The organism is Anaeromyxobacter dehalogenans 2CP-1 (assembly GCF_000022145.1).
Taxonomy (GTDB): domain Bacteria; phylum Myxococcota; class Myxococcia; order Myxococcales; family Anaeromyxobacteraceae; genus Anaeromyxobacter; species Anaeromyxobacter dehalogenans.
The window spans coordinates 2,138,479-2,151,064 of record NC_011891.1; the positions used below are offsets into that span (position 1 = coordinate 2,138,479).

Genomic DNA, 12,586 nt, shown 5'->3' on the forward strand with positions numbered 1-12,586 from the left:
CCTTCCGCCCGCGCCATCGGCCGCCCACCGCGGGCTCGCCCGGGGCCGCGCGGCGCCGCGCGCCCGGCGGCGCCCCGGCGCCCGGACGCTCCGTGCTGACAACCCGCCCGCTCCGACGTAGCCTCCGGCCATGCCTCCCGCTCGCTCCCGCCGCTGGCCGAAGGTCCTCGGGGTCGCCGTCGCGGTCGTCGTGGTCCTGGGGATCGCCGCCGTGCTGCTCCTCGACCGGATCCTCCTCTCGCAGGTCCGCAAGCAGACGGACCGGCTCTCGCAGCAGCTCGGGCGCCCGGTGGCCGTCGAGAGCGTGAAGACCCGGCTCCTCGGCGGCGTGGGCGTGCGCGTCGCGGGCGTGTCGGTCGGCGCAGGGGAGGGCGAGGACCGGCCGCTCGCCACGCTGGAGCGCGCCGAGGTCGAGGTGAACCTGATCGGGGCGCTGCTCTCGGGCGGGAAGCGCGTGACCGTCCGCGAGGCGGTCGTGGATGGACTGCGGGTGAACGTGATCCGCTTCCCCGACGGGACCACGAACGTGGAGCGCGTGGCGAAGCGGCTGGAGGAGACGTCCGCGAAGGAGCCCGCGGCGGAGGCGCCGGCGGGCGAGCAGAAGCCTGCGGACCTCTCGGCGGTGCGGGTGGACCGCGCCGCGGTGGAGAACGCGCGCATCGCGTTCCTCGACCGGAGCGTGAAGGGCGCCGAGGAGCTGTACGTGGACGACCTCGACGTCGAGGTGCGCGACCTGCGCGCCGGCCGGCCGCTCGAGGTGGTCCTCAAGGCGGCGGTGCTGGCGAAGGTGCAGAACCTGGAGCTGCGGGTCAAGGCGGCGCCGCTGCCGCCCACGCTCGTGCCCACGCCCGAGCAGGTCACGCTGAAGGTCCAGCCCATCGATCTCGGGCCGCTCGCGCCGTTCGTGCCCGGCGAGGCCGGGTTCCGCGGCGGCCGCTTCCAGGCCGACCTGGCGGTGGTGCTGGGGGCGGCGGTGCCGGGCGGCAGCGGGCGCACCACGGTGAAGGGCGGCTTCCGCGCGGACCAGCTCGCCTTCGCGGGGCAGGAGGGCGGCAAGAAGCTGGACGCGGCGCTCGACGCCGACCTGGATGCCGACGCGGAGCACGGCGACCTGCGCATCGGCAAGCTCGAGCTCACGGCCGGGCCGGTGGGCCTCACCGGCCACGGCGCCGCCACCGGGCTGCGCGGCGACGCGCCGCGCGTGGAGGGGCTGGAGATCGTCTCCCGCGGGCTCGACCTCGCCGCGCTCACCGCCTACTACCCGCCGCTCCGGAAGCAGCTGGGCGGCAACGTGGTGGCCGGGCCCATCGGGCTGTCGCTGAAGGGCTCGGGCGGGCAGGCGGCGCAGTCGCTCGAGCTGCGGGTGGACCTCGGCCCGGTCCACCTGTCCATCCCGCGGCAGCTCTCGAAGGCTGCGGGCGCGCCCATGGCGCTCGTGGCCCGCGCCGACCTGGCGCAGCAGGGCGGCGTGGTCCGCTTCGACGCGAGCGCAGACCTCGCCGGCGTGGACCTGCGGCCGGGCGGCGCCGTCGCGAAGAAGCCGGGCGATCCCATGTCGGCGCGCGCGGCCGGCACGTACCGCAAGGCCGGCGCGGAGCAGCAGGTGGAGCTGACGCGGCTCGACCTGAACCTGCTCGGCGACGCGCTGGCCGGGAAGGCCCGGGTGGCCATGGGCGGCACGAAGGAGCGGCCCACCACGCGCTTCGACGCGGAGCTGTCCGGGCAGCGGCTCGATCTCGACCGGCTGCTCATCCCTGCGCCGGAGGGGGCTCCGGAGCCGCCGAAGCAGGCGGAGGCCTCGAAGCCGCTCGACCCGAAGACGTTCGCGGGGCTCTCCGGAACGGCAAGGGTGCGGCTCGGCCTGCTGCGCATGAAGCAGCAGGACCTGCGCGAGGTGGTGCTGAAGGTGAAGGTGGTGGAGGACGCGGTGACGCTGGAGGAGGCGCGGCTGGTCGCGTTCGGCGGCAACGTGTCCGCGGGCGGCACCGCGGTGAAGCTCGCCCACCCGGAGGACCCGTTCAAGATCGACGTGACCATGAAGGGCGTGGAGGGCGAGCAGATGCTGGCGCTCTTCTCGAAGCGCAAGGTGCTCGGCGGCAAGCTCGACGCCGCGCTGCAGCTCACCGGCAAGGGCACCTCGCTCGACCCCATCAAGCAGAGCGCCACTGGCTCGCTCACCGGCGACCTGCGCGACGGCGCGTTCTTCGGGAAGGACCTGGTGGCCGCGGTCGCCGCGCCCATCGCCTCGAAGCTCCCGTTCGCGGGCGGGCGCGTCACCGAGGGCGGCTCGACCAGCCTGGGCAAGCAGGTCGGCTTCGCGTTCCAGATCGCGAACGGCGTGGCGAAGCTCACCAAGCCGATCAGGATCAAGACCGGGGACAACGCGCTCTCGTTCGACGGCGGCGTGCGGCTGGACGGCACGCTGCAGATGCCGACCACGCTGGAGCTCGGCCCGGAGGTGATCGCGAAGATCAGCGGCGGCCGGGCGAAGATGAGCGCGCCCATCCCGGTGACGTTCAACCTCTCCGGCCCGGCCTGGAGCCCGCGCCTCGACGGGCTGGCGCTCGACGCGGCGGTGCAGGCCATCGCGAAGCAGGCGGCGACCTCGGTCGCCGGGAAGCTCCTCGGGGACAAGGCGGGCGCGGCCGGCGCCGACCTCGAGAAGCAGAAGGCCGCGGCCGAGCAGAAGGCGCGCGACGAGGCCCAGAAGCGGAAGCAGCAGCTCGAGGAGGAGGCGCGGAAGAAGCTGAAGGGGCTGTTCGGGCGCTAGCGGCTACGCACGGCGCGTGACGCGGCACGCGTACCAGGGCAGCGCCGCCGCGCCCGGCGCGGCAGGCGGCGGCGCCGGCACCGGCGTCGTCTCCACGCGCCAGCGATCCGGGGGGAGGTGCGCCTCCACGAACGGCAGGCCCGGCGCGTACGCGAACGTGCCGCCGGGGCGCAGCGCGCGCAGCAGCTCCATGTACCGGCGCGCGTAGCGGACCGCCTCGTCGCCCGGGCGCAGGTGGTGGTGGAGGAAGTGCAGCGAGAAGCCCAGGTGAGAGACGATCGTGCCGAGGCTGGCGGGCGCGACCGGGACGGTGAGCCAGTCGCCGCGCTGCACGCGCCCGGCGGGCGCCGCGGCGCGGTCCACCCCGCGCGCGTCCACGCCCCGGGCCGCGAGCCAGCGCACCAGCCGCGCCTCGGTCCCGCAGCCGAGGTCGAGCACCGGCGCGAGGAGCGCGCCGGCATCGAGCCCGAGCACGCGGAGCTGCAGCTCGGGCCCGTACTCGGCGGAGACCACCTCGCGCAGCGCGGGCGCGGCGCCGCCGCCGAGCCCGGCCACGAAGCCGGCCAGGTCCGCCCGGAACGCCTCGGCCACGGCCGCCAGCGCGACGGCGAGCGCCCCCTCGGTGCGCGCCGTCGCGAGCGCGCCGGCGCCGGAGCGGAGCGCGCCGGCCACGAGCCCCGCCAGCCGGCCCTCCTCGCGCGCGTCGACCGGCAGGAACTGGTTGCGGGCGAGCAGCGCCGTCACCAGCCGGGCGGCGAGATCGCCGGCGGGATCCTGCGCGAACCCGGCGCCGGCGCGCGGCGCCGCCAGCGCGGCCTCCAGCCAGGCCCGCAGCGCCTCCCGGTCCGGCAGGAGCGTCGCGGCGAACGCCCGCAGGCCATCGGCGGGCACCGGGGCCGGCCGGGCGAGCGCCTCCAGGCTGGCGGGGGCGAGGCGGGTGGCCTCGGCGAGGAGCGCCTGGCGGAGCGCCTCGAGGCGCGCGGGATCGGAGGGCATGGACGCGCGCGAGGCTAATCCCCAGCCAGCGAGGGCGCAACGCGGCGCGGCCCGGCGCGCCTCCCCCGCGGCGGGCGGGGGAGGCCGGGGGTCGTCTACTTCGGGACCGGCGCCTGGAAGGCGGCGATCTCCTCGACGCTGGGCTGCGGCTCGGGCTCGGCGGGGCGGAAGCCGGCCTGCTCCGGCACCGGCGCCGGCGCGGGGACGGCGGCGGGGTCGGGGAGGGCGGTCGCCGCGTGCGCGGACGGCGACGGCGGGACCGCCGCGTCGGACCGGCTGGAGCAGGCGCCCGCGAGCATCGCGAGCGCAACGGGGATGGCGAGGAAGGCGGCGCGTTCGAACATGGTGGGACTCCGGGGGAAGGAGGCTGCGAGACGATCCCCGGTACTGCACCGCGCGTGCCCGCCGTCGCGCCCTGCTGCGGCGCGCGCTTTCCGCACGACGTGTCGCGCGGGACACACTTCGCGTGGGCGCGGCGACGCGCCGGACGGCCCCCGCCCGTCGCCGCGGCGACAGGCGTCGCGCTACGGATCGACGGTGACGCGGGCGGCGACCGCCTTGGCCCGCTCCACCAGCGCGCGCGGATCGTCGCCGGGCGCGCCCGCGACGAGCGCCACGCCCATGCGCCTGTGCGGGCGCAGCGCCGGCTTCCCGAAGATCCGCACGTCGGCCCCCGGCTCGGCGAGCGCCGCCTCCAGCCCGCGCACCGTCGGCGCGCCGGTGCCGCGCGCCAGGATCACCGCGCTCGCGCCCGGCCGGACCAGCGTGACGGGCGGGATGGGCAGGCCGAGCACCGCGCGCAGGTGCAGCTCGAACTCGTCGAGCGGCTGCGTGCCGGCCAGGGTCACCATCCCGGTGTCGTGCGGCCGCGGCGACAGCTCCGAGAACCAGACCCGGTCCTTCCCCAGGAAGAGCTCCACGCCGAAGATGCCCGCGCCGCCGAGCGCGCGGGTCACCGCCGCCGCCATCCGCCGCGCCTCCTCGAGGAGCGGCGCCGGCACCGGGTGGGGCTGCCAGCTCTCCTGGTAGTCGCCGCGCTCCTGGCGGTGGCCGATGGGCGGACAGAACAGCGTCTCGCCGCGCCGCTGGGTGACGGTGAGGAGCGTGATCTCCGACTCGAACGAGATGAACTCCTCGACGATCACCTCGCGCAGGTCGCCGCGGGTGCCGGACATCGCGTAGGCCCAGGCGGCCTCCATGTCGCCCTCCGCGCGCACCACGCTCTGACCCTTGCCCGACGAGGACATGAGCGGCTTCACCACGCAGGGGAGGCCGATCTCGCGGACCGCCGTGCGGAACGCCTCGGGCGTCGAGGCGTAGGCGTAGCGCGCGGTGGCGAGCCCGAGCTCGCGGGCGGCGAGGTCGCGGATGGCGCGGCGGTTCATCGTGACCGCGGCGGCGCGGGCGCTCGGGACGACCTGGACGCCCTGCGCCTCGTACGCCTGGAGGCGCTCGGTGCGGATGGCCTCGATCTCCGGGACGATCACGTCGGGCCGGTGCTTCGCGACCAGCGCGTCGAGCGCCGCGCCGTCGAGCATGCTCACGACCTCGCGGGCGTGGGCCACCTGCTGCGCGGGCGCGCCATCGTAGGAATCGACGGCGATCACCTCCTGGCCGAGGCGCTGCGCCGCGATGGTGAACTCCTTGCCGAGCTCGCCGGAGCCGAGGAGCAGGATCTTCTTTCGCATGGCGGCGCAGTCTACGCGCTGCGACCCTTCCGGTACACGCACGCCGAGCGGAGGCGTGGCATGGGGAGGGGCCGTGTCCCGCTCCGTCGCCGACCTGGTCTCGAGCCTGCGCCACGGCGCCGCGGTCGACCGGGCAGACCGGGCGGGTGGGGCCGACGGCGGCGAGCGCCTGCGGGTGCGGATCGGGCTGTGGCTCGAGCGCGAGCGGGTGGTCCGGGCGCGCTTCCGCGCCACCACCTGCGCCTCGCTGCTCGCCTACGCCGAGGCCGCCTGCGCGCTGCTCGAGGCGGGCACGCCACCGGGCGACCTCACGCCGGCGCTCCTTCGGGCCCAGGTGAGCGGGGTGCACCCCGTCCACCTCGATCGCGCGGACCTGGTCGCGGCCGCGGTACGGGCCGCCGCGGCCCAGCCGGAAGGGAGCAGCGCTTGAACGTCGCCTACGTGTTCTCGACGCCGAACGCGTCGTACATCCTCGAGAAGATGATCGTCCCGCAGCTCGAGGAGGGCCGCCACGGCGCGACCGTGGTCGGGATGTTCTTCTTCGTGGACAACACGTATCTGCTGGTGAAGGGCAACCCCACCGGCGAGCGCCTCGCCGCGGTGGCGCGCAAGAGCGGCATGCTGCTCATGGGCTGCGACCAGTGCTGCTACCAGCGCGCCATCGCCGACCGGCTCATCGAGGGGATCCCCATCGGCTGCTTCCCGGACCTGTACAAGGCGCTCTCGGGCGCGAAGCTCGACCAGGTGATCACGCTCTGAGCGGCGGACGGGCGGTTACCGGCTGCCAGGGGCCCCCCATGGACCTCGCCCTGCGTCCTGTTGGCCCTCGAGCGAGTCCAGTCGATGCCGTAACGACGACACCGTCCACTTCAGTTGCTGGCGCGCGATCAAGAGCCCGACGGATTTCCCGACGCCGATGGCGGCGACCAAGGCGAGCAGGGCGCCGCCACCGGCGAGCAGCGGCCGCTGGAAGACCAGCTCTCGGTGGTAGGAAGCGAGCACGCCGCCTGTTGCCAACGCAACGACCAGCGCGAGCGCTGCGCTGCCGCAGCCGCACGCGCGGTCGTACCGGTTGATGCGCCTCTCCCACCGGTTCCGCTCGGCGAGGGGCATGTCCTCGAAGGCCAGCACCACGCGGCGCGCGTGGCGCCGGGCTCGGCCGAAAAGAATGCCCCCGAGCTCGTTCGCCGTGTGCACGGTGAGGACGTCGCGGATCACGACAGTGCCCTAGAAGTACGTCACGTGCTTCGAGGCGCGCCACAGCAGGATCTGCCAGGTGCTGAGCCGCGTCATCGTCGGTGGGTCGCTCCCGTCCCAGGGAACGCCCATGAGGTTCGTCGTGTTGCTGGCCGCATCGAGATGCCAGAGGTTGCCGCTGTGACCCAGCTCGTGCGCCGCGACGCGACGGTTGATCTGCGGACCCTCGCCGCCACACGGCTGGTTGCGGACGGTGATGTAGTCGGTGATCCACAGCCCACATCCGAAGGAGCCGCAACCGCCGCCGTCGCCCGGGACGGTGCGGATGACGAAGCAGGTGATCGGCGCGCCGTAGCCGACCACACGTCGGAAGTCGCCAAAGAAGCACTTGGTGGTCGCCATGAAATCGAGCTTCGTCCCGGTCAACCCCAGGTCCGCGCCGAATCCCGACGCGTTGCACGGGACGTCGAGCGTGTCTGCTTCACTGTTGCCCCCGTCGACCTGCACCCAGTCTTCGCTCACCGTCTCGTCGCCGGCGAGCCCGGAGTCGTACTCGAATGGCGCCAGGCGGATGACCCGGATGTTCGCCTCGCGGCGCAGGATCTCGACGGCGTGTTGCAGCAGATTGACGACATAGGGTGTGGCGGCGACCTGGTTTCCGTTCTCATCGCGGAGGATGATGGTGCAGATGCGCAGCTTCTTCTCCGGCCGGATCCCGATCAGGCCCCAGAGCGCATCCACCAGCGACGCGAGAATCCAGGCGATCGCGGTGATGAGATTCCACAGCCACTTGATCAGGCGGCCGAGGTAAGGGATCTCGAAGATGAGCTCGACCACGAGAGCGATGGCATCCAGCACCCAGCCGAGGATCGATTCGAGCGTGACGATGATGGCGTTCACGATCGTCGTCACCACGTCCCAGACCAGGCAGATGGCCGTGGTGATCCAGGTCCACCCGACACAAACCCAGTTCGAGACCCACACCCAGGCCACGCAAACCCAGGTGATGAGCTTGCATCCCCAGGAGCACGGCCACCAGTCGCAACAATTCTCGTCCCAATCCGAGCAGCTGCTCTCGCCCTCGTCCTTCCACTCGGAACACTCCTGGTGCCGCTCCTGGCCCCACTCCAGACATCTGGGCATGGATCGCCCTCTCGCGGTTGATGGAGGGATCTTCAGCCGCAGCGGACATCTCTGCGTTGCTCCTGCCGTCTCCGGTAGCTGGTGTGCAGCCCGAGCGCGGGCAGCACCGAGACCAATGCGAGCAACGCCGCTGCGGCCATGACGTACGGGTCGTGGCGATGACCGCCGTATGCCAGGAGGCCGGCGATGGCGACGAAGACGGGTCGTAAGAAGTGAACCGCAGGGGAAGTGCGCGGAAGGCGTCGCGGTCTGCGGGCTGTGCGGGTCGTCTCCATGATCTGCTCCTGATGGGCGGAGTCAACGCGCGCTTCTCTTCTCGAGCACGTCGGCCACCGCGCGGCTGGCGCGGTGCGGGACCGTCCGCGGATTCGCTGCCTCGTAGTTGCCGACCGCGCTCTGCGCTCTGGCCGAGCCGATCGAGACGAGGGCGCGCACCGCCTCGGCCGCGAGGATCGGCGTCGTCTCGGGACGTTCGAGCATCTCGCCGAGCCGCGAGACGAACCGGTCGTCCTTCTTGCGCCCCGCGGCGCGGATGGCACGAACCGCCAGATCGGGGCTCGAGTCCTGGATCAGCAGGTCGATCGCCTCCGTCGCCTGCGGGTGGTCGATCCAGCCGAGGAGGGCCGCGGCGTTGGTCCGCACCTTGAGGCGAAGCCCGGGGTACTGCCCGAGGGCGGCCTCGCACACGACGGTGACCGCCTCGTTGCCCCACTCGACGATCGCCTCGGCGGCGGCGCTCGGCGAGAGGTCGGTCGCCGTGAGCAGCTTCATGACGCGTATCTCGTTCTCGGTCGGCATGATGACCTCGCTCAGTCCTGCGCGTCGGCCGTGGCGCACTGCGGGATGGTGTTGTTGCCCATGAACAGCGACCCCGCGGGCAGCGACGCCACCTTCCCGTCCTCCACGTGTGTAGCCCCGATGCGCGCGGGATCCACCTGACCGCCGTGGATCGCCATTCCATCCGAGGCATCCCAGAACGGGTACATGAGGAACGTCTCGTCGCCGCCGTCGCAGGCGCGATCGAAGAAGGTGCCCGGCCCCTCGCCCGCATCGCAGACGTGGCGCAGGCAGAGGGCGTGACCGATCTCGTGCGCGACGACTTGCTGGAGATCGACGGGGCCGAGCGGCCCACCTTCATCGCCGATGAACAGCGGTCCTCCGCCGAAGTACGCGTACGCGGTGGCGAACTCGACGTCGCGCGCGAAGAAGAAGTTGAGCGCCCCGAGCACGCCCGGTGCCGCGGCGAAGAGCGCCCGGTCGGCCGCCGGGTCGTCGATGGGCCACGTGTTCGCGTGGACGTCGGTGGTCGAGACGTCGGTGACTCCCTGGACGAGGCGGAAGCTGATCCGAGCTTGCCCCCACGGGGCCGTCACCGAGAACGCGCCCCCCTCGCTGAAGAGGTCTGCGATCTCGGCCGCGGTACGCGTGGTCCCGCTTCCGGGGCTCGTGCCGACCACCCTGAACGCGGCGACACGCACCACGATCGTGTCGCTGATGCGGATCGCCCGCTCGTCGCGGCTCGTGCCACCGTCCGGATTTCGCACGACGATCCGCCGGACGCCACGCAGTGAGCCGAGCGGGGCCGGCGGGATCGTGAGCGTGATCGCCGTGCGGGTCACGCTCGACGTGGGGAGCAGATAGCTCAGGGCCGGCGCCACCGAGCGATCCTCCGCGAACACCTGGGCACCACCCGCGAAGGCGAGGCCGTTCAGGACCACCGTCTGACCTTCGATCCAGCGCGGCGGCGAGGGGAGGGCGAGAAGCTTGGGAAGCACTCGCAACATCACCCGGTTGCTGCGGCGATCGGACACGCCGGCTGGTCGGAGGACCACGGGGTGGAACCCGCCGTCGGAGTCGTTCGGGACCACGAACGCTGCGGTGGTCGCGCTCGCGACGGGCCCCACGTCCGCGCCGTCGAAGAACACGCGATCGATCGACGGATCGAAGTTCTGCCCCGCGATCGACACGGTCTGGCCTGGCTCGGCCTCGTAGACGCTCAGGCTGAGGATGTGCGGACGGTTGAGCTCGTCGTACCATTGCTGCGGCGTGATCGGGAGGATCTGGATCGCGTCCGGGACGACGCTCGGGCCCGGCGGGCCGAACGCCCCGGGGATCCCAGCGGCGCCGTCGGCGCCGCGCGCGCCGCGTCGCTCCGGGTGCTCGTCGCACCACGTCTCGCAATCCGCGGTGCCGGCGGCGCCGCCGTTACCACCCAGGCCCGCATTCCCGGGGTCGCCTCCCGGGCCGCCACCACCGGGGTTCACGTCGATCGACGGCGGCGCCGCGTCGAGCGCGGCGATGCTCTGGTGCGTCGTGAGGAGCGTGAGCCTCCCGCCGTCGCCTCCCTTCCCTCCGGTGCCGCCGCGTCCCGCATCCCCGCCCAGCCCGCCATCGCCGCCCGACCCGACGCTGCGACAGCAGCCGCCGAAGAACGTCCCGTCTGCGCGCAGCCCGGTCGCGCCGTCGCCGCCGCGCCCCCCGTCCTGCCCACGTCCCCCGCGCCCGCCATCCTGGCCGCGCAGGTCGATCGGCGGCAGCCCGCTCGTCGCGTTCAGCACGTACATCGTCACGATGGGCGCTGGCACGACGGCGTCGGCACCGCCGTTCTTCGTCGGGTGCGGAGCCTGATCCCCGTCCTCGCCGTCGCCACCCTGGGCGCCAGGCGACCCACCGCTGGAGCCGGGAGCCGCCGGGCTGGGCCAGAACGCGGCCGCTGGCGGGAGGGGCGGCGTCTCCCAGGTGATGCGGGTCGCGCCGTCGTATCGGATGGACTCGACGATCACGACCAGCTCGCGGACCTCCTGCCCCACGACGACGTCCTGCCCGCGGATGTCCCACTCGCCGGCCATGACCACGGCCGTGTCGTGCAGGACGAGGTTCGGCTCGTAGTACAGGACGTTCTGCAGCAGCTCGGCGAAGCGGTACCGCGGGATCGTCGGGATCGTCCGGGGCGGCTGGACGACGGGCGCGACGTACGCGCCGACGCGGAGCTTCCGGTTCGGGTCGAGCCGGAACGATCCGAGGTCGCGAACGCTGCAGACGCCCAGCTCGGTCATGAGGGTGCGCGCGCGATCGAGCCACATCTGGATGTTCTGGGGCGCGAGCACCGCGTCGGGCTCGTCGGTCCCGAGGCCCGGGTTCTGCGCAGCCAGCGCGGTGAGGATGTTCGAGATCCGCTGCTCGACCGTCGGTTGCAGCGCGAGGCCGCCGGGGACGTGCTTCGCGACCGGTGAGCTCACCTTCACGATGCCGCCGATGGAGTCGCCCGAGGTGTTCGCGAGCGACACCCGGAACGGCCGCTTCGCGGCGACGTCCGCCGCGGAGACGGCGAGCGCGATCGTGTCCGCCCCTTCCACCTTGCGGCGGATCCGCGCGGACGGTCCGTCGATCCGCAGCTCGGCAGTCTGGCCTGGCTGGAGATCGACGGTGAACACCAGGTCGCCCGGCAAGGCGGGGAGGAGGCTCCGCGTGAACGTGGCATTGGCGCGAAGCGTGACCTGCGTCTGCACCTCGCCCCGGAGCGCCATCGCCCCCACGGCGACTCGCGCCGCGAGGACGGACTCGGCGAGCAGGCGCCGGTTGATCGGCGCCTCCCGGTCGCCGCGGAGTGCCAGCATGCGATGCATGAGCTGCTCGGGCTCGGCGGCGGCGAGGCCATCGATGGAGTCGATCCCGATGCGGGGGAGCACCCGTCCGACGCTGCGGAACTCGTCCCCGAGCGCGATCGTCCAGTCGGGCGGCGGATCGGGGTCCAGGTCCCTTCGCGCGACGAGCTGCACGCGGCGCGGCGGGAGGATCTCCCAGACGTCCGTCTCGTCGGTGTCGTAGCAGCTCCTGGCCTCGCCGTCGTCGAGGTCCCAGTGGATTCGCCCGAACGGTGCTTCGAGCTCCACCAGGCCGCCGTGGATGGGCACCCGCCGGTCGACGACGTAGCGGCCGGAGTCCTTGTCGAGCGCGCGCACCCGGACCTCGTCGCCGCGTGCTCCCGCGAGCACCAAGCGCACGGTGCTCGTCCCGTGGAGCGGCCTGCCGTCGAGGCGCATCGCCACGCGGGCCACGTCGTCGGGGCGCACGGAGATCGTCCGCTCGGCGCGGCCGAGCGCGGCGGAGGCCGCGCGCACGACGTACTCGCCCGGCTCCACCCCGTCCAGCCTGAATCGCCGGCTCACCGGATCCTGCGGCACCTCGAGTCGCCGATCGTCTCGCTCCAGCACGACCGCACCGCTCTTCACCTGCTCCCCGCCGGCGAGCTCGAGCTTCACGTCGATCGCGCCCGCCTGGCCGGAGACGCGGAGGCGCGGGAGCTCCTCGAGCGCGCTGCCGACCTCGGCGATCCGCTCGGGGGTGAGCTCGGACGCGCGGACGACCGCGCTCGCCGGCACGTAGCCCGGCGGCCGGACGATCACCTCGGCCAGCGTCTCCGCGCGTGAGTACATGCGCGGACGCGGCAGCGCCGACGGGGTCGGCAACGTGCGAGCCCAGCGCGACAAGCGCGAGGGCGGCGTGTCTCCGCCCTCGGCCCCGCCGCGCGCTCCGGATTCCCCGGGCTCTCGACGCGTCCCCGTACCGCCGCACCCGCAGTCTCGCGTGCGCTTCTGCGCCATGGAACCCCCCGGCTGCCCAGGGCGACGAGGCAGCTCGTCGCGCTGGGCAGCAGACCGGACATGCTCGCGTTCGTGACGGGTCCCGATCCGGTCCGCGCGTGCGTCGGGCTCCGCGCCTCCGTCGCATGGGCGGCGGTACGCTCCGCAGGGGCCCGTACGCTCGCGGCGTGTCTCCGTCGCCGCAGCGA

10 protein-coding genes are annotated in these 12,586 nt (G+C 73.5%); 3 read left to right on the forward strand and 7 right to left on the reverse strand.

Annotated elements, in window-relative coordinates:
- The first annotated feature begins 130 nt into the window (after nt 1–130).
- Nucleotides 131–2,770 carry a DUF748 domain-containing protein gene (locus A2CP1_RS09555; protein ID WP_012633161.1) on the forward strand — a complete coding sequence of 880 codons (2,640 nt, stop codon included), beginning with the start codon at nt 131–133 and terminating at the stop codon, nt 2,768–2,770.
- 3 nt (nt 2,771–2,773) lie between these two features.
- Here A2CP1_RS09555 and A2CP1_RS09560 read toward each other — a convergent pair whose 3' ends face one another.
- The 3 genes from A2CP1_RS09560 to purT all read right to left on the reverse strand — a co-directional run bounded on the left by A2CP1_RS09560 (nt 2,774) and on the right by purT (nt 5,454).
- Nucleotides 2,774–3,766, reverse strand: a complete 993-nt coding sequence (locus A2CP1_RS09560; protein WP_012633162.1) for a class I SAM-dependent methyltransferase — start codon at nt 3,764–3,766, stop codon at nt 2,774–2,776.
- Between the two features lie 95 nt (nt 3,767–3,861).
- Nucleotides 3,862–4,110, reverse strand: a complete 249-nt coding sequence (locus tag A2CP1_RS09565) for a hypothetical protein (protein ID WP_012633163.1) — start codon at nt 4,108–4,110, stop codon at nt 3,862–3,864.
- Between the two features lie 180 nt (nt 4,111–4,290).
- A complete protein-coding gene (gene purT / locus A2CP1_RS09570; RefSeq protein ID WP_012633164.1) occupies nt 4,291–5,454 on the reverse strand; it encodes a formate-dependent phosphoribosylglycinamide formyltransferase in 1,164 nt (387 codons plus the stop codon).
- Nucleotides 5,455–5,527: 73 nt separating this feature from the next.
- On the opposite strand from purT, the gene A2CP1_RS09575 reads away from it, so the two are divergent.
- Both A2CP1_RS09575 and A2CP1_RS09580 read left to right on the forward strand, forming a co-directional pair.
- Complete coding sequence (locus tag A2CP1_RS09575; RefSeq protein ID WP_012633165.1) at nt 5,528–5,884, forward strand: DUF732 domain-containing protein; 357 nt, start codon at nt 5,528–5,530, stop codon at nt 5,882–5,884.
- Entirely contained in the window at nt 5,881–6,213 is a 333-nt protein-coding gene (locus A2CP1_RS09580) for a SaoD/DsrE family protein (RefSeq protein WP_012525874.1), read from the forward strand. Before A2CP1_RS09575 ends, A2CP1_RS09580 begins: the two co-directional genes overlap by 4 nt.
- Nucleotides 6,214–6,228: 15 nt before the next feature.
- Here the strand turns inward: A2CP1_RS09580 and A2CP1_RS09585 are convergent, their stop codons facing one another.
- The 4 genes from A2CP1_RS09585 to A2CP1_RS22805 all read right to left on the reverse strand — a co-directional run bounded on the left by A2CP1_RS09585 (nt 6,229) and on the right by A2CP1_RS22805 (nt 12,230).
- Nucleotides 6,229–6,672 (reverse strand): hypothetical protein, encoded by a 444-nt coding sequence (locus A2CP1_RS09585; protein WP_012633166.1) that lies wholly within the window; start codon nt 6,670–6,672, stop codon nt 6,229–6,231.
- A 9-nt stretch (nt 6,673–6,681) separates the two neighbouring features.
- The gene (locus A2CP1_RS09590; protein ID WP_150106336.1) at nt 6,682–7,644 is read right to left on the reverse strand and encodes a hypothetical protein; all 963 of its coding nucleotides are present in this window, start codon (nt 7,642–7,644) and stop codon (nt 6,682–6,684) included.
- Between the two features lie 447 nt (nt 7,645–8,091).
- Nucleotides 8,092–8,592, reverse strand: a complete 501-nt coding sequence (locus A2CP1_RS09595) for a HEAT repeat domain-containing protein (protein WP_012633168.1) — start codon at nt 8,590–8,592, stop codon at nt 8,092–8,094.
- An 11-nt stretch (nt 8,593–8,603) separates the two neighbouring features.
- Complete coding sequence (locus A2CP1_RS22805) at nt 8,604–12,230, reverse strand: IPT/TIG domain-containing protein (protein ID WP_012633169.1); 3,627 nt, start codon at nt 12,228–12,230, stop codon at nt 8,604–8,606.
- Nucleotides 12,231–12,586 lie beyond the last annotated feature (356 nt).